The following is a 23002-nucleotide window of genomic DNA, read 5'->3' on the forward strand; positions in this document are numbered from 1 at the left end:
TTGCGGCCGGTCTTCTTGCATGGGCTTGTGGGAGGACACGAAACGCCAAGCGGACGGGAGGCGAACTCTCAGAAGGGACGCGACTACGCTGATGCTGTAATTCGGTTCATGGATAGTCGCGGATATATCTGCACCGACCGAGCCGAGGTCAGTGGTAGCGGGACTGACTTGAAGTTCAAGCCAAAGGTAAGCGGGCGCCCCATTATAGCCGAGGCGAAACATCGGGGACAGAACCAGCAGGGTCTCAGTCCGAAGAAGTACAAAGAGGGGTTCGCTGAGTACTTCATTCGCTGGGTAGAAAACCCAGAGTACGAATTCCACTTCTTCATCAGTAATGAGGCCAACGGGCAGCTGTGGCGCCGGTTGTTTCGGCAAGACCCAGACAGCGAGACTGTCCGGGAATATTTCGAGGAACTGCAGGAAGACATAGCAGGAGAGACTGGCGAAGAACTGTCTAAGTATACCGTTGAGACCTTTGAGGACTTTGCCGCCGACACCACCGTTTGGAACTGGGACTACGTCGAACTTGTACGTGAAGCGGATCGGGCGGAGCGGACGGGCGACTTGGATTACGAACCGTATCTCACGCCGTATTCGCCAATCAAAGACGGACAAGGCAAACTCCACACCAACTTCTTCGAGGTGACTAACCTCCCGAGTACGGTCTACCGATTCGCTGTACAGGACGGCGTGTCTCCGTCCTCCTTCTATGGCAGGCAGATGAATCGCCATGCCCCGGTAGCGCTCTATGAAGGAATGCTCTACTCGCTGCTCCCTCAGGAAGATCTTCCCGATGCTGCTGCCGATGCGACTGACGGCGGCGAAGACCAACTGAGCTTCGTGGAATTTTCCGACCGATCTGACGACGACAGCAAAAATTGGGCTAAGTCTCTGCTAGAAGGACTCCTCGCGTTTTATGCAAGGGAGAACGGTGCCGTGGTCGGTGAACGACACGACGGCCGTGTTACGCTAATTTATATGCCACTCAGTGATGGCGGGAACCACGGTAAGGAAAGGAAAGTAGGACGACGATGGCTGGCCAAGGAGGCTGACCGACATCCAGTTGTCAGACACCGTGCTATCGAAGTTGACGTCAAGCGGTTCGCCGGCCGATATTACTACGCGTTTTCGCCAAAGCAGGAGTTCACCGAAGACGGAAGGACGCTCGTCGATCCGGCCTACAAAGACAAGTTATCAGACGACTTCTCGCAGAGTCGCTACCCGCAGAACGCCCGCAAGCGGGGGAACATCGAGGCGTGGGCAGAGGTATTGGATCCACAAGAGTCGCTCATGGCCTACGGGGCGGCGAAGCCTATACAAGAGCTTGAATTCGAGCAGGTGAGAGACATCGAGACAAACTGCCGTCCACCGAGCGATGGCGATGAACGAACCGAACTCATCGAGCGACAATGACTGTCTACCATCCATTCCGCGTGGAGTATCTTGAGGAGCCCGAAATCCAGTTTGGAGATGGCAGATCGGAGTCTTCACCGAAACGTGGACTCTTCAAGTATGGCCCCCGACTCAGAGAGGACGAACACCACGCAATTCGGGTGGGGATTATCGGAGACAGAACCTCTATCCAACGCTTGTCCGGTCTCTTCCAGGACATGAGGTCGCCCATCCACACCAACCCTGATGACGACGATGTGAAGCCGTGGCAGGTTCCATACCCGGGCACCGGCGAACAGTCGAACCTGAACATCAGCATTGACGACACGAAGGCGTGGCAGCAGCGCATCAGCAAAGCTAGTCTGCGAGCGATCAGGACAGAGTCCAGTACTAAGGCGAAGATGGAGGAACTCCTCAACCAGCTCCAAGGGGACATCGAGTTCCTCGCCGACATAGACGGGCCAGATGTCATCGTCGTCTGCATCCCAAAGAAGGTCATCGACGAATGTACTCCAGACACCGAGTCGGAGTCGAAGATTCAGGCGGCCGGGAGCGACCTACGGAACCGGATCAAGATCCTCGGAATGGAAGCGGGAATTCCAACCCAGCTCGTCAAGCCGTCGACGTTAGACATCAACTCCGAGCGGCAACGTGCCTCACGGGCGTGGAACCTGACTGCGGGCCTCCTCTACAAGTCCCAGCGAGGGTATCCGTGGAAGACCAAGGATCTCGATGCCGGAACATGCTACGCGGGCATCTCGTTCTACCATAAGCGCGGCCGCGGGGATAGCGCCGTTCGCGCCGCGCTAACCCACGTGTTCACCCACCACGGGCACACGATCCTCCAGAGCAACCCGATGCGGAACATGGAAGAGGACGATAACGGAAAGCCACACCTGTCCTACGAAGGTGCCCAGCAACTCGTCAAGAGGATCATCGACCACTACAAGCAAGGCAAAGGAGGGTCGCCCCCCAGCAGGTTGGTACTGCACAAGACTTCCGCATTCTGGGAGGAGGAGCGCGAGGGATTCCTAGATGCCGCTTCGGACGTGGCCACACGGGACTTAGTCCACGTCCGAGAGCGCACGGACGTCCGACTGTTCACGGACGGGCAGTTCACTCCGCAGCGCGGCCGCCTCTTTAGCATTCCCGACGACGATCGCCACTACCTCTTCACAACCGGGTATGCGGCGAGCGTTGGGACGTACGAGGGGAGCAACATCCCCTCGCCGATTGAGGTTCGGCCTGACGAGTTCTGCGAGACACCGTCTCGCCAGCTCTGTGAGGAAACCCTCTTTCTCACGAAGATGGACTGGAACACGACAGCTCTCGCGGTGAAGATGCCGGTGACAATCAAAATCGCTCGAAAGGTCGGTCGCGTTCTATCTGATGTTGATGCCAACCCTGACGACGCGCAGGTGCAGTACTTCTACTACATGTAACCATTACAGTGGTTCCTCTATAGTCTCGCAACGGCTTATTTCAGTCCATTGTATCCCTCTACAACGGAGTTGGTATTAGACAGGAAGAGCAAAACAGAAGTTTTCGACGTTGGGGGCAAGAGAAATTACCTGTGCCTTCCGCTGCAACTCCTTTCGCCGGTTTTCAATACGCTGCTCGAGTTTATTCAGACGCTCCTGCTGGCCTCGAATAGCGATATCCATGTCCGTGCCAGCTTCGGCCTTCTGCTCGTAGTTCTGAATAAACTCTTGAATCCGCTGGCGTTCGGCTTCCGCGTACTCTTCAAGATCGTCCAGCTCTTGTTGCGTTTCTTCTCGCCGACGCTCATGCAATTCCTCTCTAAGCGATGCGACTTGCCGGCTAATATGGCGATCTGCAACTCCCCGCAACTGATCTTGACTCTCAATCAGAGACCGCAGGTGGTCAGCGTCGGGCGAGCCTTTGACGCTGTCGCCCTGGACGACGCGCTGACCCAATCGCTGTCGCGGGTCCTGATGCTGAGCATCAACATACACTGGAATCATGTCTTCGCGAATGACCTCGCCCGTGCCGTCTTCGAACGTCACGTGATAGTTGTACGCAATCCCTGGCTCGTCGACGAACGGGAGGAGCTTCAGCCCAACATCGCCGTGCTCACTATCCAGGATTTGCTGCATCAGTCGCTGGACCAGATCATCATCGGGTGAAACGTAGTCGATACCATCGTGGTCCATCGCGAAGTCTCTGCTGAACGTGAACGGTCCGTACTCTTCGTTTGTTCCTTGCCGAAGGGAGCGAGGGAGCTGGGCCCTGTAGAGGTTGCTCCCGGCTTTCTCGACCTCGCCACCGAGCGCCTCGACACCGCGCTCGACGAACTCGTGGATGTCAGCCTCCGTCCCGTAGACGTCTTCGGACTCGTCCATGACCTCTTGGATCTTCTCTCGGCTCTCCTGGTCGAACGTACTCGTGTCGATGAGACTGCGTTCGTACCACTCCTGAAGCGTGCGTTGGCGCTCGTCGATGAGTTCCTCGAGTTCCTCCTTTGTTGCGCTCGCAGGCTCCTCGTTCTGGATGGACTCCATAATGAGCGAGTCGACGTTGATGTCGTCGAGCATCCCCAGCACGTCAGCCGTGTTGCCGAGTTGGCCGCGGATGTTCTCGACCTTGTTCTGGAGCATATCGAAGATCTCGCCCTCGCGCGTATCCTCGAATGTGAAGTTCCAGACCTTGACCTCCTTGTCCTGCCCATAGCGGTGGAGACGGCCGATGCGCTGCTCAAGGCGGTTCGGGTTCCACGGCAGTTCATAGTTCACCATGATGTGGCAGCTGTGCTGGAGGTCGATACCCTCGCTCGCTGCATCCGTCGCGAACAGCAGCCGGGACTGTCCGTGGTTGAACTCTTCCTCGATACGGGCACGTTCCTCCTTGTCGACGTCGCCGTGGATCACGAGAATCTCGTCGGCCCAGGGTTCGTCCTTCACGAGGTCAAGCAGGTAGTCCAGTGTGTCGCGATACTCGGTGAACAGCAGGAGTTTCTCATCGGGTTGATCTTCGAGTAACTGTTGGATGTAACGACGGACCTTCTGGGCTTTGGAGTCGACCGAGATACCCTCGGCAAGCGAGACGAGATCGCGGAGCGTTTCGATCTCTTCTTCGAGTTGCGCATCGCTTTCGGTGACGGTCAGCGCGGAGAGTTCTTCCTCAGCCTGTTGTTTATCTTCCTCGTCGAGGTCCTCGCCGTCGAGATACGCAGCTGCCTCCTCTGAGAGAGTAGTGGAGGTCGACTGCTCGTCGACGAGGTCGCCCAAGCGACGACTCAGTGTCGCCTGGATGGCGCCGATGCTACTGACCAGGCGTTTCTGCATCAATGCCATCGCGAACCCCACTGCGGGCTCGTTCAGCTTCTCGGAGCGATTGTAGACGTTCTGAACATAGTCAGTAACGGCACGGTAGAACTGCCGTTCGTCGTGGGTCATCTCCACAGGAACGGTGTTGACCTCACGATCGGGGAAGATACGTTCCCCGTCATCATCGTATAAGGTCTGCTTCCCGCGGCGGATCATCACCCGGTCCACAGCTTCCTTCGAGAGGTCTTGATCCTCGGCGACGAGGAACGGGTCGATGTACTCGACGAGTGAACGGAAGGCCTCACCCTTGCCGTCGTGTGGCGTCGCGCTGAGCAGGAGAAGTGAGTCGGAGTTGCCGGCGACCCGTTCGACCATCTTCGATGTCTTGCTCGGGGATTCGCCCCGTTTGGCGGCCTTGTGTGCCTCGTCGACGACTACGACGTCCCAAAACGCCTCCTCGAGCGCAGGCTGGAACTCATCCTGACGGAGGAAGGCTTGGCTCGTGACCATCTGCTGGTGGTCTTGGTCCCAGATGTTCGCCTCTTCGCCGAGCCGGCGGCGCTCCGCTTCAACCCACTGTCGGTCGGCCGGCGTCAGATCGATGTCAAAGAAGCGGTCCATATCGCGAATCCACTTCTTCTGGAGATGGGCAGGAACGACGAACAAGACACGGTCGGCGCGGTTTCGCGCAGTGAGTTCTTTGAGGATGAGACCCGCTTCGATCGTTTTCCCGAGGCCAACGTCGTCGGCAATAAGCGTGCGCTGGCGCAGTTTCTGCATCACCCAGTTGACTGCGGCAAGTTGGTAGGGTTCGAGGCGGACCAGCGAGTTCGAGATACTCAGCAACTGCCCCTGTTCGTGAGCGATCTGGAGCTGGAGTGCTTGGGAACGCAGGTCGAACCACTCGGCTGAGACTGTTTCGTGGTCAGGATGCAACTGATCAGCTGACGCCTGATTTAGTTCGCCAAGTTGGTCGTGTTTCGGCTCGATATCGACATCGTCGATACAGACGGTCTTCACGCCCGCACCTTCGACGTAGGCCCGGAGATACTCGAGGTCGCCCACGGAGTAGGTTTTGATGACCTCGGCGGTGGTTCCGTTGAGAAGAATCGCGTCACCGGGCTCGAAATCATTCATGGGTGGTCACTCCTGCGTGATTGTGACGAAGTTCAGGACGAACTCCTGGGGGAGGACGCCACCATGGTAGAAGCGGGCGTCCGGGAGTCCCTGGTTGCGGAAGCGCTGAATCGGGTCCGCGAGAGCGCTGATCTTCGTGTCGTCATCGAGGTAGCCGAGGTGTGTGTCCTCGTCAAGAAGGACACCAGGTGTGTCTTCGTCAAAATTCTCTCCAGCAACCCACCGACGAGTCACTTTCTCGGCCTCATCGGGCGGGTGAATGTCGTCGATGTCGACGCTCTGTGGAAGGGAGACAAAGCCGTGATCGGCGAGGATGTACGCACGATCGAACCCGTTGTTGCCGAGTTTCTCACAGATGATTCGGGCAATAGAATCGATCCGGTCGCTGAACACGCCCTCGAAATCGGTCAGCTCCTCTTCACCGGCTTTGTCGAGGTCGTTCCAGTAGTAGGCGACACGAGGCTGCCCCCATCCTGATTCGTGATCCTCGCTTTGCATGATGTAGCTCCACCCGTCGTCTTTCAGCAGTTTCTCCCGGCGGTAGTTGGTGATCTTGCGGCCGTTGCGTTCCGGGAAGAGTTCGCCATCCTCCAGTTCGATATTGAAGCTGAACTTGCTGCCCGGCGTGAGTGCTGCCTTCCCGTATTCAGTGTCCGAGGGGAGCGTTCCGACCCAAGCAGTCTCGTCGACCTCAAGGCCCGGAAGCTCACGCCGGACGGCTTCAGCCAGTTCGTGTGCGAGGTCGAATCGCAGCGCGTCGACGATGAACAATGCGACGCTCTGGCCACTCTGGAGGTGGTCTTGCTCTTGTTCGAAGAACTGGTGGGCGTAGTTTTTGCCGACGAACGGCGAGCCGGCTTCGATCTGGTCGACAACGAGGTCACCGAGATCGCTGAGGTAGTCGAGATACCGTGATTCCGTCAGTGACGTGCGCAGATCCGCAAGCGTCGCCGTCGCGGGATGCTCTTCCGGAAGGTCTTGTTCGGGCTCACCAGAGATGATGAGGTTGAACACGGCATTGTCAATCTGCCAAGTTCCGTTATCGACGTCGCCATAGAGGTCAACGACGTCAGTGGTGTCGCCGCGTTCCTCCCAAGTCTCGAGTTCGTGAGCGAGGTTGGCGACTTCGATGGCCTGCTCCCAGACTAGAGTCCACGGAACGTCACCATAGGTCGTTTCCAGACGCTGGTGGCGCTTTGACGCACGAGTCTCACACGTCTCGTACTCGCCGTCGTGGAACGCCTGCGTCCACTCGTCCCACAGTTCGTGTTCGAGTGAGGCATCAACGGGACAGTCGGCAAGTTCCCACGGGTCATCATAGGTTCGCAGGATGTCGTGCCAAAAGGTGGTGTCAGGGTCGAGATAGATGTCGGCGAGTTCTTCAGCACGCTCGGGGTCGACCTTGCTCAGTAGAGACTGGAGTTCGGGTCGGGAGATTCCGAGTCCCGAACTGGGTTCGGGCCGGTACTCGGCATCGAAGAACGACTCGTCGAGACCCGCGTCGACGAGCCACTCGGCGACCGCCCAGCGGCGGGTTCGCGTCACGAGTGTGTCTTCGTCGGTGACTCCCTCGACGGCAGTGACGCCATCGTCGACCAACAGGTTACGAATTTTCAGCAGCTCGTCTGAATTGTCCGGGAGGTTCTCAACGCCGTGTTCGAGGATGAACTGCACCGAATCGTCATAGCCGTCCAGCACAATCCTCGTCTGGAGGCTCTGGAGATCAGGTAGGCCGCCATCGCCGTTGAGTTCCTGAAAGAGTGTCTTCGCGACCTGCTTGCGTTCGTTCTCGTCGGCATCCTCGTAGGCCGTGCGGAGTGAAGCAGCCTGCAAGCGATCGTTCTCGAAGCAGCGCGCTGCGAGCTTGCCGATGTGGGCTTCGACGACACTACCAGTGTTTTCGACATCCTTGAACCAGTCTACGTCGTCGCTGTGGCCCTGTGGCACGTACCAGACAGTTCGGTTGCGGGGTGCGTCAGTGCGGAGCTCAAGCGGTGTCTGATCGGCCGCGTGGAACTCACAGCCCAGCGAGTGACTCACGCTCTCAACGATGTCATGGAGGTAGCCGCCGTCGTCCCACCAGAGCACGACTGGATCTTCGTCAACTGCCTCGTCGATGGCAGTTTCGATGGCGTCTTCAGCACACTGTGGAAGGGTCTTCGTCGCGGGCATGGTTACAGGACGTCGTCGTTAACGGTCTTTGGAACGATCTCGGCGTCGGCGAGCGGCGTGATGTTGATCTCGACACCGTGCTTCCGGTTCGGCTGATAGCCAGCGGTTGTGATCTCCGAGAGGGCGCGGTCAGCCCAGTCTGAGGGAATGCGTTTATCGATTTCTTGGCAGCGATCATCGATTTCTTCGGCCAGCGCTTTGAACTCAGCCAGTGGCGGGAGGTCGTCGACGCTCTCAATGTCCTCGTCGTCGGCGATTACCTCTAGGTACTCCTCGTCGACGATCGAGCGGTCGTCAATACCCATCGCCAGAGAGGCGCGGAGCCGTTCATCTTCGGTGAGCGTATCGAACGGCTGGCCGTCGTCGTTGAGCAGGTCGGCCCCCTCGCGCTCAAAGTAGTAAGTCATGAACAGGATGCCCGTACTAGAGTAGTGGTCGGAGCCCTTGAGCCGCCAGTTGAAGTAGTCGAAAAGGTCGGCTAGGTGTGCCTCGACGGGCTCGTCGGCGGGCTTGGCGTACGCCTCGCAGGCACGTTCGAGTTCTTCGAGCGCGTCAATCCACTCGTCGCGCCACTTGTCGACGGCGTCCCAGAACTTTTCGGCGAACGTGTCCTGGAACCACTCTTCGTCGTTACGCTCTCGCAGTTCGACTAGCGTCTCGATCCGAGAGCGAGTCTCCTCGCGGAACGCGGCGACTTTCGGGGCGAGTTCCTCGACACGCTTGCGATCCTCGTCGTTGAAGTCCCGTTTATCAGTGCTTCCGAGGTCTTGAATCACGTCTTCGAAGACGGCGATTTGGTCAAGCCCGCTCGCACAGCGCTCGTACTGCTCGGCGGCCTCGGCCTGCTCGCTTGCCGAGAGCGAGTCGTCGCTCCGACGCCGGTTCGCCGCGCTCCGGCGCTCCCGCAGTTCGGCCTTCTGCGGTTCGAGGTACTGGTTCGCAAGTCGGTCGAACAGCCCGGCGTCGAGGCTGTGGTAGTCAACGAAGCAGGCGAAGCCTTCTCCCGTGGAGTCGGCAATGAGACGCTCGGTAGTGAGTCGCCAGAGAACCGGCGTGTTCTCCATCGTGTCAACGTGGTAGTCGAAGAGGTCGTCCTCGATGAAGGTACGGAGGTTGGGGTACGCCTCCTCGGTCGCCGACTCGGCGCCGAGGATCTCGTCGACCTCGACGAGGCGGTCCTCGCCGTACTCGCCGTACGCTTCCTCGAAGCGCTCGACGATGCGGTCAACCATGTCTGCCTGATCGTCGGCACCATGGATCGGGACGATACCGTCTGGCTCCTCGCGGACAGCCTCCATCGCGAAGTGGTGGATGAGGTCTCTTACGTAGTCATCAATATTTTCTGGAGTAACGGTAACTGACTCTGGATCAGGGACTTCGCGATCCTCAGGGGATTCCGAAGTACGGAGAAAGATTTCTTGACGTATCTCTTCGCGAGAGGTCTTCGATATATCTAGAGTATTATAAACTAGCGAGTCTATCCTCTCGCTCAGGTTTTCCATTCTGTTGTCGTGAGAATTGCTATCTTTTTCTGCCTTTACTGCCGCAGTCTTGATTTTATCAGATCGGTCAATTACTGTCTCTACCTCCGGTACCTCAGCATTTCTGTTATGTGGATGATCATAGAAGAAATTCTCCCGATTATTAGAAGGAAGGATGTTTGGACCGATATAATACGGACTCAACGGACTTCTAGACCTACGATTAATCTGCAATGAATACTGATCTTTGACTATTTGTTGTATTTCATTTATCTTGTCCAGTGATTCCATCCATGGAATTCGTCCTACTTCCCCAGGATTCCAATGCCTACCTGCGGTCAAGGACAGGAAAAGAGCATGGTAAATATCAGAATTTAGTACACCGATTAGCTTCCATGTATTATAGTTTTCATTAGGGAATAGCATTGATCCAGAATAGCCAAAAACACCATCTTCCGGGAAGTAACCAAACCTTCTTCCTGTCTCTTTTATATAGGTCCAAGTTGCGCCTGATTGACCATAGTATTGGGAATTCTGGAATCTAGAGCCAGATATTCTCTGTAACTCTATACCACTATTCTCAAATTGAACTGTAGAGTCTACTTGAGGGAGGACCCACGCTTTTTCGCCTCCATTTGAGATGGGGACGAATGATTCGTCGTTTTCCGTTTCCCAGTGCGATCTTAGGAACCGATCATTATTTCCAGTTAGCAATCCTTGCGCAGCATTTCCTACTGAGCCAGTCGCTTTTTCAGAGTCAATCTTTATATCCGACTGATGCAGCTGTCGTACCTCGCTCGGGATAGAATAACTAATCGGAGTTCCCGGAATACTGTCAAATTCTCTCATGGGTACTCGATAAAACCGTCGTATTCCGTCTACTCTCCGTGATTCTAGTGTCCGCAAGAACACGTCCTCTTTCTCCTCGGTCTGAACATCATGTAATCGGATAAATGAACCATCTGGCTCCTGATCGACGCCAATTCTCAGAACGGACCCCACAGTTCTTACGTGAGCGTTATCTAGAACGCCGAGACCATATTCTGAAAGGAAGTCAAATGAACCAGACCCTCCAACAAAGTCTTCTCGGAAGTCCTGATAGGTTTTCTTAAACATAAACTCTCTCTTAATCAGCATACCGATTCTACCGTTATTCTTGCAGAGATTGTTACATACTTCAACAAAATTACTACAATATTCTGTATTGTATTTGTATTTATTTTTGATATATTTTTTAACACTCTTTGGCATCCGATTTCCGGACCCATACGGCGGGTTCATCAGCGCCACGTCGTAGTCCTGCGCCAGAATATCCAGTAACCTCACAAAACTCCGCAGGTCCTGTGCGAGGAATGAATCCGACTCCCGATGCTGCTCGACGGCCTCACGCAGACTATGCAATACCTGCCCGAGGGTGTGGCTCTCCCGAGGGTCGTCGCCGAGGGTCAGTTGGGTGCCCCCAACGTCGGCGTCGTCTTCAAAGAGGTCGCCGAGCGTCCCACGCACGTCAAGGAGACTCCCAAGGCCGTGAACCTCCTCGAACGCGTCGAGGATACGCCGCAGTGCCTGCTCGACATCTTCATCATCGCCGGCGACTTCCTCGAACACCTCCTCGACGCCGTCGATCTCAGCGACTGTCGCGTCGGAACAAACGATGCCGACCTCGGGCATATCGAAGCCACTCGCACCCTCCACCTCGGTACGGGTCCGTCCCTTCAAGTAGAGATTGAACGCCGCGAGCTGGCAGGCCCGCATGTCGAGGTCGACGCCATAGAGGTTATCCCGGAGAATCTTCCGCGGGATCTCCTCGTAAGGTAGGTCGGTCTCGGCGCGCCAGATGCGCTCCAGCACGTCGAAGGCATACAGCAGGAAGTGCCCACTCCCACAGGCTGGGTCGATGACCCGAAGCTCTTCAGGGTGGTCGAAATCAGTGGGCTCGCCCTCCTCTTCAGACGGAACGAGGTAGGTACAGAAGTCAGCAATGTCAGGCGATTCGTCCGGTGAGAGAGGGCGGTTCTTCCGCTCGTCAGGGGAGAACTCCTCCTGCGCTTTCACGACGTCCTGCAACTCGCCGGTGTGTTCGAGATAGAGCTTCCCCAGCGAGTTGTCGGTGAGCATCCGGACGACCCAATGAGGCGTGTAAAACTGGTTCGCCGGCGGGACATCTTCGGGGTCGAGTCCTTCACGGTCGCCCTTGCGGCGCAGGTCGTCGAGGAGTTTGACGTTGTAGTATTCGTAGACCCACCCGAGCACGTCGTCGGCCCGCCAGACCTCGTCGGGTACGGAATCAAGCATTTTGCAGAGTTCCTCGAGGGTGTCGTCGTCCGGGTCGATCAGGCTGTACGCAGACGAGCGGTCGAAGAGTATCTCGATCTCTTCGGCGAGGTTGTCACAGGCGTTGTGGTAGGCTTCGAGGATCGCTTCGTCTTCCAGCAAGAACTCCTCGTGGACGAGCGTCTCGGCGGCAGGTGTCAGGCCGTTATCCTTGAATACGGTGACTTCCTCGTCGATGAAACCCCGCACTTCCATGCAGCGCAGTGCGGCCAGACGGTTGACGATGGTATAGCCCACGCCTGTGACGTATTGATCGAAGGCCTCAGCCCACGTTTCGCCGTCGACGGCTTCGAGTTCAATCGCTTCCACGAGCTGCTGGGTGTTCTCGTCCAGTGAGTCGGAGTCTCCCTGTTCGTCGTCAAGCCCCTTCTGCGTGAGTTGGAATTCGACGTTATCCTCAACGCGCTCACGCATCTCGGTGACGACATCTTCGAGATGTTCACGCTCTGACTTATCGAGTTGAGCCTTCCGCTGGGAGAGAGAATCACTTGCCATAGGGGATATGTATGCTTTTCCCGAGACAGAGAAGCGTCTTTAATGTTGCCGAAGGGTAACGAATGCTAATCAGTCCGAGTTTTCAAGGAGAACAATTCTCCCATCCTCGAGACCGTCCAGACGTTCCTTCACGCCCCGGATTCGCTCCAAGACCGTTTCCGCTTCCGAAAGCAGCTCGTTCACCCGTTCTTCAGTCGGCCGCTCGTCGGCATCGACAGCCGCAGTAACTTCGTCAGTCACAGTAGCATTCGGAAGCTCTTGGCGTAGTTCCTCAGCAACGGTCTGAAGCTTGGCCCACGCATCATCGTCTGCCCCAGGCGGTTTCGGTTTCTTGGCACGCTCGATGAGTTGGCTCACACGTCTCTTCGTGGGTGGCCGCGAGGAGTCGAGTGCCGTCTCCACGGCGTCAGTTGTCGGCGAATCTGGGTGCTCTTCACGTAGCCGTCGACCTGCATCCTGTAGTTCCGACCAAAGGCTCTGCCCCTCAGTGTCGTCGAGCAGTTCGCGAACCTGCTCGTACATATCGGCCTGCTGCACGACGGTAGAGTCGACAAGGTCAGATTCCAGTAGCTCTTCCCCGGACCACACATTCTCGAATTTCGCTTCCAAATCGTCAAGGACGACATCGTCGAACTCGTCGGTGGCTGCGCTGCTGATTTCTCGAACGCCGTCCTTGTTCGATTGAAGCCACGCGCTCAGGTCGCCACAGATGGTGTCGGGATCGGATTCGGCAGTGGTGTCACCCGTAATTCGTCGGTACTGTTCCGACGTTTCATCGACGCGGTGTCCCTTCGCCTCCTGGAGCCGTGACTCGACCGTCGCCACACTCGGGACGGTGTTGCTTTCGGCCGTCGCTCGCATACTGTCAGTGACCGACGCACTCGGATAGAGCGACGCCATCGTGTCCAGTTCGTCACTAAAGCGATCCCACAGCGTTTCCCCATCGTCCTCAACGCCGAAGAGCTCGCGAGCGTCCGCGAAGGTCTTCGCTTCGTCGAGTACCGTCTCCAGGTCATCTTCAGCTCCCAGGTCGGATGTGGACAACTCATCGCCCCCGAGGGCGGGTTCGATCGTCGCCTCGAAGGCGTCGAGCGTTACGTCGAATTCCTTGTTGGCCCCTTTCAGTGTCCGCTTGATCACCGCACTGTTCTCGTCGACCCACTGCCCGAGTTCGCCCAGCCACTCGTCCGGGCCATCGCCCCTTGGCTCCTCGCCGAGTACCGTCGTGACGAGTTCTCTCACAGCCTTCGGATCGATAATCTCAACCCCAAACCGGATCTGGAGTGACGTCAGTCTACCTTTAGTCCGCACTTGTCGGCCGATATTGGCGGGGTCGGTCACGTACTCGGTATCTTGCTTGAGCGCGACTGACTCGTTGGAAGTCGCGAGCGTGATCAGGAGCGCTGCAATTGACTCCTGTGGCGTCCCACGATAGTCGCCGTTCGCAGTCTGGGTCTGCTGGAGGAGTTTCTCGACGTCGACCGACTTCTGTGATTCGTACTTGTCGATGAATTCGCGACACCAGCCGCTATCAGCGATCTCGGCAGTATCGGTATCGACGCCAAGCATGGCTGCGTCTGCGTCCGAAAGCGGCCATTCACCGCTGCCGCGGAAGAACGCCGCCATCGCCTTCGAATCGTCGACTTCGACGAGTGGCTGCATGAGCGTCTTTCGAGACGATCCGAACACAGTGTCGACCTGGTCCTCAACGACATCGGCGAGTACGCTAGAGCGTGCGCCGCGGTGTCCGTGTACTGTGTACACCGATGCATCTTCGAGGATTTCAGCCACCGACGCTTCCAGGCGGCGTTTGTCGGCGCTGTGTTCGCGTTCGAGGTCGTCGTGGGACTCCGCTTCTTCATCCAGTACCTGCCCCATCCCGATGACGTTGCGAATCCGTTCCAGCATCGTCCCAGGTACCTCAATCGTAATCAAAATGTGTTCGCCACCATCGTGCCCGTCGTTCACGTCTCGCCACGTATCCACTTGTTCAGAGACAGTATCGTGATCATCTGCCAGCACTCGAACACGGAGTGCGTCATACTTGGGTGACGGTGCCCGGTCGACCGGTTCGAGAATAGAGTAATCATACCGAAGTGGGACGGAGCGCTCGTCGCCGATATCCGCCTTCTGTAGGCTTCCGTCACTTTGGAAGAAGTCGTCGTTCTCGCGCAACCGCGTCTCCAGCCACGCTGATAGCTGGTGTGGGGAAATCTTCGCGGCCTTGTCCTGTGCGCGACTGAGGATGCTCTCCTGTTCCTCAGAGACGAGCGTGTACACCTCGTCACCCTCTTCATTCGTCTCGGTGAGGGCCTTCTGCTTCTCGACAAGTGTCTTCAGACCTGACTCAGTTCGCTCGACAACGTCGTCGGCTGACGCTGTGACGTCGTCAATCATCAACCGACCGAGGTTTTCTGGTGTTGAGGGGACAGCGGGTATCTGGTTCAGGAGGTAGAGTCCCTTGGCGAGGCGAACCTCCCACGCGTCTTCGTCGCCATCGAACGTTGGAACCAGCGTGTTGTCGATCATTTCCTGAACCCACAGTGGGAGGTATGTCGTCTCTTCGACCAACAGGTCGAACAGTACGTCCCACGTGACCAGTGACCCCTCCTCTTTCGACGCCCACCCGAATTTGGTGAACAACGACCTGACCAAGACGAGCAGCGCTCGACCCTGGATGTAGTCTCGGTCGGTCGACCGGCCCTGCGTGATGAGGTCCTGCATCACCGCCCGCAAGAGCGATAGGTCGTATTCCCGGAACGGATAGGATTCGATCGGGTTTGGATCTGCGCTCGTCACAGAGGAGTACGTGTGGAGTGAGAGATCAGGCATCGACGTCATCATCGACTCGACACGCTCCTTCCCATCGGGGTCAGATTTCTGGAGCCACCGCTTCCGGACAATAATCTCAGTGTCTGCTCCTTCGAGCTTCACCTGTTTGTTCGTCCAGTGGTCGTCAGAGCGCTCACCGATGAGGCTCTCACGCGTATCTGGGAGTGAATACTGCCCAGTGGTGACGACGACGGGATTCGGGCCCCGCTGGAGCGCTTCCATCGTCTCCTCGAACTCACGGTAGCGATGGCTGCTATCGCCGACGAAGAGTGCAACTTCGTCTAGTCCCAGCAGCAATTCCGTTCGCTTGCCTCCTTCATTTAAGGATTCAGTGGCAGTCTCGACACGCGAGACGAGATCCTCGGAATCGAACGCTTCAGGCTCAACGTCGTCTTCAGCGGTTTCGATCGACGCTTTTACCTTCGAACGGCTGTCGAGATCTGTCCCTGATGTTTCTGGTATCGCTGGCAACGCATCGTAGAGCCAGCTTCGGAGTGTGGCGCGTTCACCGAGCACGTCGTCGAACGTCTGCCCGTCGTGTTCATACTCCTGAAGCGCCTCCCAGACGCCGTCGTACTCCATGTCGAGAGTCCAGGCCCACTCGAGGAGCCAGTTCGGGTCAGTCGGGTACCCAAGCTCACGGCCAATCGCCTCAAAGATGAGGAACGGCAGGGGAGGCTCTTTCGACGCGTCGCGGTCAAGTAGGTTGAGGAAGACCGGCTTGAATTGGTCAGCGTGTGAGTCAGTGATAGACTGTTGGAGTTCATCGAAGCCTGGCCACTGCTCAGCCAAACGATCACCGAGATAGGCAAACTGGGACTCGTCGTCTGCGAGGAGGCCGACTAGCTTCAGGAGGTGGGTCTTCCCCGAGCCAAACGTCGCATGAATGTAGAGGAATCGTGCAGCCTCACTGGGATGTGTCTGGATGACATCACCGAGTTCCGTGAGGACGCGCTCGGCGCTGTCTGTTTCGTAGAACTCCCTAACGTCTGTCTCGGCCCGTTCACGGGTATTGACCTTCTGGACTTCTTCGAGTTGACGTGTCGGGTCGCTGTGGAAGAGGTCGACGATAGTCATTGGAGATGCACCTCTTTGATCGGGGTGTCGATTTGATGGGCTGGATAGTAGTGGCGGGATTCGTCGCTGAAGAAGCTCAGCTTCCCGCCAATGACGTCCCCAGGGAATGGGATTCCAATTGTGGACTTGACGTTCCGTCGGTCAAGTTCGTCGAGCAGTTCTGATGCACGCGTGAACGGATACAGACTGCCGAGGTTGAGCAAGAGCACCACGTGGCTCTGGGTCTCCAACTGGTCTTCGCTGAGTTCGTCCTCGATCATCTGTTGAACGAGTTGCTCGGCGAGGCGGTCCTGCATCGTCTCCTCGATACGCTCTCCCGGCGACCGATCGTCATCGAGATCGGCCAGGGGCTCGCCCAAATCAACGAGGAGTTTGTACACATCTGTCTGGGGGAGAAGTTCGTCGAGCCAGATCGGCTGAACAGTGATGTCGCTGGGGAGCTCCGGTGGCTCTTTTCGGCCATCCGACCAGGTTGCCAGACGGTCTGTGACCTGATGTTCGACTTCCGGGTCGACAGCAGCGATTACGAACGGGTTTCGGATACCGTGCTGTCCCTGCGCGAACGTCCGTAGCTTCTCTTTGAATTCGCGATACGGTGATGAACTGCTCTGACTCATCGAATAATCACTCCTTCATCCGTCTCCTCAATCTCAAGATCTTGTTGTTCGACAAGACGCTCCAAGCGCCGGTTCAGTTTCTGCCGATCATCCGGGACAATGCCGATTTGATCGACATCATCGGGTGTCCGATCACCGACGATCGAAGACAGTTCGTCAAGCCGGGCATCCAACTCAGTCGGTCCGTATTTGACAGCGCTGTCAAGCGGGTCTAATTGGGCTATGTCGTCGGTTATCTCAACAATCTCATCTGGGTTGGCATCCCCTGACAGCGTCGCCACGGCATCTTCTATTGTTTCGTACCACTGGTGAAGTTGGCGCAGTGGCGTGATGTATTCGCCCTCGAAAGCGATGTGAACACCTGCCGGGAGGTCGGTTGCTGGGAGCACCCATGGATGCACCTCAATACGGCTGACCAGTTCACGCAGGTTCTGGTCGTCAGCGAACGCGTCCCACGATCGTTCAAGTTCTGGAGCGAGATCTGGAACCAGTTCTCCGGAAAGTGTACTCCACCCGTCTGTTGTCCACCACTCGCCATCGAACGACGATACATCCGACGAGCGAGAGTCGATCGAAGACTGGGCATCCTTGTCAATCCAGTCGAACTGTCTGTTGCCAATCGTAAGCACCGCGTCAAGCTGGTGAAGTGTTGAAAGACGACGATTCCAGACGTCAGTAACCTCTTCGATCCACTCACGGGTCTCGTTGGTCTTCTCAATAACCTCCTCGATGCCGTCGTCTTGTGATTTTATGGTCGAAAGACGGTCGTCGGTAGCGTCGATTTGTTCGGTTAACCGGTCGGCAAACGCAGTGAGTAATCTAGTGACCTCATCAGTCCGAATGTCGGTGTCGACAACCAACGTAACATCTTCGCGAAGTCCAGCCAGCTTCGATCGGATTTGCTGGTTGGCGTCCTCGAGGTGAATGAGACCCTCCGCGACAGTTTCAGTCGTCTCCTTGAATTCTCCCTCTTCCAGAAGCTTGCCCAAGTTCGTGCGTGGGAGTAATTTCAACCTCGTCTCAGAGAGGTTGTCGAGGTTGAGGACAGCCTCGTCTGCCAGTGTATTCCCGTCTTCGTCGATGGGGAGCAGTCGGCCTTCCCGACAGAAGCCCCAAATAATCGCGCGGAGGGCAGGTCGAGCCTCGTCGTAGAATGGCTTCTCTTCGACGATGCCATCAAGGACAGTAATCATGTTCAGCCCCTCGTCGCGGTCTTTCAACTGGCGACCAGTGAGAGACATGACGTTCCGCTGAATAGTCTGCTTGCCTTGCCCTCCATTCTGATTCGACGAGGGAACCTGAATCGTCCGTGCCCATGCTGGAAGGGGTGCGTCGCTATCGAGTTCGCGCAATTCTCGCAGTCGACTCTCGTCGACCTGAAGCATCATCGGATGGAAGTCAGTAGGATAGGTGACGTCCACTGCGACCCGAACGGCATTCGAGAGACCGTTGATATTCGTCCGGTCTTTCACCCTGTAGGACCCGCTCATCATCGCACTGGTCAACTTGCTACGAACGGCACTTGCACGGTCCTCGAGATCTCGCTCAACCGCTGGCGGAGTGTCGCGCGTCGCGATTGCATCACGGAGCGCCCACCACTCAACCAACCGATCGCGCAAGTCTTGGAGACCGTCAGTGTCGATTTCCCAGTACAGCGTGTCCTCGTCTGTTTGTTCGGTATCTGTATCTGGCTGAACACCCTGAATGGCGACATCGATATCCAGACCGCCCTCAGACACAATACTGGTCTCGAAGGTCGTCCCGTCGAGTTCGAAATGGTATGAGACTGGGAATTCTTCCCCGGACTCGCCATACGGAACTGACTCTGGGAAAGGAACGTCCTGGATGAGGTCTTCCCAGAGGTGGTCGTCTATCGTGTTGACCACGGCGTCCCAGTCTGGATTGGCTTCGTTCTCCTCGGTCTCATCGTAAATGAGACGCTCTTCCTGTGTCGCAAACCGATAGCGAGGTCCACTTTCGTCTTGCGTCGGGCGGATGAATTTCTCAAGCCGATCCAGTGATTCCTCAACGCGGTTTGTTGTACTAATCCACGATTGACCGTTCAGATCAGACATCACTGCCACTGCGATGTTCCCTTCGGTCAGCGGGACAATTTCGTACACAGGGCGGAGCAACAGTACCACCTTCGCGACATCAAGATCGAACTCCCGAATCTCACTCACATCCTCATCAACTTCGTCGGCGATGCCAGTCGTCTCTTCAGCACCCTCAACGACACGCATATCTCGAGGAAGGATTTCACGCAATTCGGGTTCAATTAGCTCGAAGAAATCGACCAGCGTGATAATCTGGTCTTCCGATCCTTCGTCGACCCAGTCCTCCAACAATCCATGCATGAGTGCGAGAATCGCCCGTGCAGTTCCCGAGAAGATAGACTTCGCTGGATCATTGGCGTCTCGCCGGAGGTTGAACAGGATTTCAAGGAACAGTGGTGCATGATACGGCAAGAAGGGGTAGAACTCGACGAGGTCTTTGCCGTCAATCTCCCCGAGCGGTGGCTTCGTGTTCTGCTTGATATCGTTGTAGATGAGCGATTCAGATGGTTTCACATCGGCTTCATCAAGGATACGCCGAACCGCCTCTTCACCTGGTTCTGACTTCTGGAAGAGCCGGCGTTTAGCGATGTCGCCGACGTGCTTGCTCGGTAGCTGATATCGGTGTGGGAACCGGTCTTTAACGATACTGAAATCAGCGCCGTGAGCTGCGAATTTCGGTTGGACGTCTTCGATTTTCGCCTGCGCCGTCGCGACGAGTTGGATGTCACCATCACCGATGTCGTCGACGTTTTCAGCGAGCGTCTGAAGCTCTGTGAGACGCTCGAAGTCGGTCCCGATGAAAAGACTCACTTCGTCGAGCAGGAGAACGAGTTTGACTGGTTCCCCGATCTCCTCTTCGCGTTCCTGTCGAAGCGATTCCAACCGACTGACGACCTCCTCTGGATCAATGTCAGATGGCTGGAGGTCAGTATAGCCGTCACGCGTGCCCGTCCTATCCTTGAACAACTCGGGAAGCACAACATCGGAGAGCGCGCTGTACTGCTGGACATCAGTCCAGATGTTTTCCGACTCCCACTCATATCGAGGTGAGTCCGGCGTCACCCCGTCGACAACTGCTGCCGCTCGGTCTTGGCGATCCGGCCACGCTTCGGTCGTTTGATACCAGTCCTCGAAGTACGCAACATCAAGCTGGGATGACAGCCCAGTAGAAATTGTATCATCGACGCCTGTGAGGAGTGGATTCTGGTGAGCGTGCCGAAGGACAATCTCACTGAAACTGCGTTGCTTCTGACCTTGATACTTCAGCAGGTTCACCGAAACGGGGATGATGTGGTAGTCGGAATGAACGGTTTCCCACCGATCGCGCAACGTGTCAAGGTCGCTGCTCGTCGACGCATTTGGAACGAGTGCAGTCCAGACGTCGTCGGAGCGGGTCTGGAGCCACTGGGTATCCATCAACCCATCCAGAACGGTCAGCAGATGGCTCTTCCCGCTTCCGTAGTACCCATAGAGCCAGTAGTTCGATCCTGTACGCATATCCTCGGTCTCTCCGAGCAATCGGTTGATGAAATCCTTGAGGAATTGTTGGGAATCGGCTGTCACGTGGTACGTGTCGATGGCCTGCTTCCGGTGCCTGTGCCCGTCTTCAGACTGGTCCTCGCGGTCGATACGTACCGATTCCTCGAAATCCTCAGGAAGGTCTTCGAACCAAGATGCATCAACCATCAGTCGTCTTCCTCCTCCTGAATGATCCACGAGTACGACTCGTCGGCCGGCCTGAGTTTGAGACCACCGTGGAGTTCGACGAATTCCCACGCGTCTGTCTCAGCGGCCCTATTGTAGAGCTCATCCCACCGATTGTTCGGCTGAAACAGGTACTGAAGGCCAATCGGTGACTCAACCCAATCGTCGCCGTCTTCCTCGTGCGAGTAACCCATCGCGACAAGAAGTGGGGTGGTCCCAAGCGACGGAGGATTCCCAACAACAGCTTGCTGGCTCTCTAGAACGCCGATATCCCGCATAACCGACCGGAAGCCTTCACACCATCTTTCCGTGGTCGAATCAGCGTAGTCGTACGCTGTCCCGTCAGTGTATTCGAATTGAGTAAGAAGCGACGTCAGTGTCTTGTTCGAGAAGTCAAGCGCCTCGGGGTGATCCCTCGAAAGCCGTTGGACGTATTCGTGGACGACGTAGCGAACGAGCGCGTCGTCAGCAACGAGATATGGGTAAAGTACCTGCGCTTTGTCTCGTACTGTCGCACAAGCATCGAACACAGCGGGTAGATCACGTGGATTTGGAAGACTGGCGGGGGCGTTCTTGAACCGGGATGTGAGGACACGATAGATTTTCTGTGAACTACCCCTGGTACTGCGGTTCGCACGCCGTTCTTCGAACCAGACTTCCTTGACTTGATTCCAGTTTTCCTTGCTTCGATACAGGCGGGCAAGCTCTTCGGCTCGGTTAACGAGAAGCCCGCACATGGTTAGATCCATGTTGACTTCTGAAGACGGGAATTGACGGGATAAGGAGGGGAGTTGAGTTTTCCCGCCATCTGAGAGGGATACCATGTGTTGGTGGAAGTCTGCCATCCCACTTTATTGTTCGTCATGCTATAGACACGCCGTCCGCTGACCTCATGCCGCTGTTATGAAGGATGCTATAGAAAATAAGCCAGATGTTCCGCCTGCTTACATGTTGACGGACCCCATTTGTAGAAGAAACCCCCCTCGTAGCGGATCAAAATATCCGAGATTTCGTTTTATAAATGATGCCTCCAGCAACTCAATATCTAGCTCAGAATCTTCTGCGAGAACCGCTCCGCGTAACGTGTATTCTTCAACCAAGGTTGGGAAATCCTCAGAGAACCGGTCTAGATACATAACCAACTGTCCGAACGCCTCGTGGATGTCGTTAACACCCTCTATACGCTCGTTTCGGGTCTTCACCTCGAAAATATCGATGGTGGTATCTCGAACCATGATGAGGTCAGCACTACTGGTGTATGCCTGCCGCCCGAAGCCGTGGTTTTGTGAGATATCTTTAGCTGTCGGGAAACCTATCGGTTTCCCATCGTAACGCTCGCTGAGAATGTCGTCTCGCGACCGGTCAGAATTAATCTCAATGCTAAACGCATTGGCAACCCGCTGGAGTCCGAGCGGAACCTCGGTCTGGATGAACTCATAGGTCGACGGGTCGACGTCAGCCTCGGCGATGAACCCCCCGAGTGCCCGCTGCTCGTTCTTGTTAGGCTTGTTGCGGGTTAGCATCGCCACTTCGTCCCAGTCATCCATCGTTAGTTGTGTTTTCGGAGATCCCGAATGACCTCTTTTCGCCGTTTTTCGGCCTCCGCCTCGGCTACCTGTTCAAAGGCTTCCTCCTGTGCGTCAGCTCGCTCAAAGAACTCTCGATGTTCGCTGCTGGGTTCGTGGAGAATGCCCTGATCGATCATGTCCTCAAGGAGCCATCGCGCCCGGTCAATGTCACCACTACTGGCGAACGCTAACGGGATGTCGAGACATTTCGGAAGTTGCTCAACGTGGTGATTGATGTTGATTTGCTCTTGTCGCTCTCTCCAGGTTGGTCCTTCTAACTCGGCGAAGAACCGTTGAGCTGTGAATACCTGCAAGTCCGGTGCTTCTTCACGAAACTCGTGTTCTTCGAGCCCGACATAAATGAGGTGTGCCTGGGTGATAGCGTCCGAAGTCAGACGGTCCTTGTTTGCAACCAAGTACAGTGGCACCTCGAAGTTCTTCATGTATTTAGGATATAACATCTCCACACCATTCATTGTTAGTGCTTGCGCAGGGCCTTCTTTTGTTATTGGCGCGTCTACTCTTGACCGGCCTGTGCGATGTAGCACGACATTAGAAGTGTGGTTTCAATTTGATAATGTGGTTACTTGATAACGTAGCTCCAGCTTCACCCTTGGAGCTACACTAGTCTGGTCTAGTCTGGCTTCTTCAGATGCTGAGACCGCCCGTTGACATATCGGAGGAAATGGTCCAGCGAACGCCCCCGTCTATTTGCTGGGTCATCGAACTCACGGATAGATGCTTCGTGTAGTGGATCGTCTACTTTTTTGGCCATCCCAAGGAGAGATTTTTTCTGCCCATTGATTTCTTTTGCAGTGTATCCGTCACGGGAAGCGATTTCATCGATAT

At 56.1% G+C, this 23002-nt stretch carries 11 protein-coding genes; 2 read left to right on the forward strand and 9 right to left on the reverse strand.

Annotated elements, in window-relative coordinates; genetic code table 11:
• The first annotated feature begins 27 nt into the window (after window positions 1-27).
• Together BMX17_RS17030 and BMX17_RS17035 are read left to right on the forward strand one after the other, a co-directional pair.
• Window positions 28-1413: a hypothetical protein gene (locus BMX17_RS17030; RefSeq protein ID WP_092662301.1), complete on the forward strand. Its 1386-nt coding sequence runs from the start codon at window positions 28-30 to the stop codon at window positions 1411-1413.
• On the forward strand, window positions 1410-2834 hold the full coding sequence (locus BMX17_RS17035) for an argonaute/piwi family protein (protein WP_244515034.1): 1425 nt from the start codon (window positions 1410-1412) through the stop codon (window positions 2832-2834). Before BMX17_RS17030 ends, BMX17_RS17035 begins: the two co-directional genes overlap by 4 nt.
• A 75-nt stretch (window positions 2835-2909) precedes the next feature.
• Here BMX17_RS17035 and BMX17_RS17040 read toward each other — a convergent pair whose 3' ends face one another.
• The 9 genes from BMX17_RS17040 to BMX17_RS17080 all read right to left on the reverse strand — a co-directional run bounded on the left by BMX17_RS17040 (window position 2910) and on the right by BMX17_RS17080 (window position 22596).
• Window positions 2910-5816: a helicase-related protein gene (locus BMX17_RS17040; protein WP_092662303.1), complete on the reverse strand. Its 2907-nt coding sequence runs from the start codon at window positions 5814-5816 to the stop codon at window positions 2910-2912.
• 6 nt (window positions 5817-5822) lie between these two features.
• Window positions 5823-7988 (reverse strand): BREX-5 system phosphatase PglZ, encoded by a 2166-nt coding sequence (gene pglZ / locus BMX17_RS17045; protein WP_092662305.1) that lies wholly within the window; start codon window positions 7986-7988, stop codon window positions 5823-5825.
• Between the two features lie 2 nt (window positions 7989-7990).
• Window positions 7991-12298, reverse strand: coding sequence for a BREX-5 system adenine-specific DNA-methyltransferase PglX (gene pglX / locus BMX17_RS17050; protein ID WP_092662307.1), 4308 nt, complete (start codon window positions 12296-12298; stop codon window positions 7991-7993).
• 69 nt (window positions 12299-12367) lie between these two features.
• Window positions 12368-16207, reverse strand: a complete 3840-nt coding sequence (locus BMX17_RS17055; RefSeq protein WP_092662309.1) for a hypothetical protein — start codon at window positions 16205-16207, stop codon at window positions 12368-12370.
• Window positions 16204-16824 carry a BREX protein BrxB domain-containing protein gene (locus tag BMX17_RS17060; protein ID WP_092662311.1) on the reverse strand — a complete coding sequence of 207 codons (621 nt, stop codon included), beginning with the start codon at window positions 16822-16824 and terminating at the stop codon, window positions 16204-16206. The genes BMX17_RS17055 and BMX17_RS17060 overlap by 4 nt, the downstream gene beginning before the upstream one ends.
• Window positions 16821-20567, reverse strand: coding sequence for a hypothetical protein (locus BMX17_RS17065; RefSeq protein WP_092662313.1), 3747 nt, complete (start codon window positions 20565-20567; stop codon window positions 16821-16823). The genes BMX17_RS17060 and BMX17_RS17065 overlap by 4 nt, the downstream gene beginning before the upstream one ends.
• A complete protein-coding gene (locus BMX17_RS17070) occupies window positions 20567-21409 on the reverse strand; it encodes a BrxA family protein (protein WP_244515035.1) in 843 nt (280 codons plus the stop codon). The genes BMX17_RS17065 and BMX17_RS17070 overlap by 1 nt, the downstream gene beginning before the upstream one ends.
• 120 nt (window positions 21410-21529) lie before the next feature.
• Window positions 21530-22132 carry a hypothetical protein gene (locus tag BMX17_RS17075; RefSeq protein WP_092662317.1) on the reverse strand — a complete coding sequence of 201 codons (603 nt, stop codon included), beginning with the start codon at window positions 22130-22132 and terminating at the stop codon, window positions 21530-21532.
• 2 nt (window positions 22133-22134) lie between these two features.
• Window positions 22135-22596 carry a hypothetical protein gene (locus BMX17_RS17080; RefSeq protein WP_092662319.1) on the reverse strand — a complete coding sequence of 154 codons (462 nt, stop codon included), beginning with the start codon at window positions 22594-22596 and terminating at the stop codon, window positions 22135-22137.
• Window positions 22597-23002: the final 406 nt, after the last annotated feature.

This window comes from Halorientalis persicus, from assembly GCF_900110215.1.
Taxonomy (GTDB): Archaea; Halobacteriota; Halobacteria; order Halobacteriales; family Haloarculaceae; genus Halorientalis; species Halorientalis persica.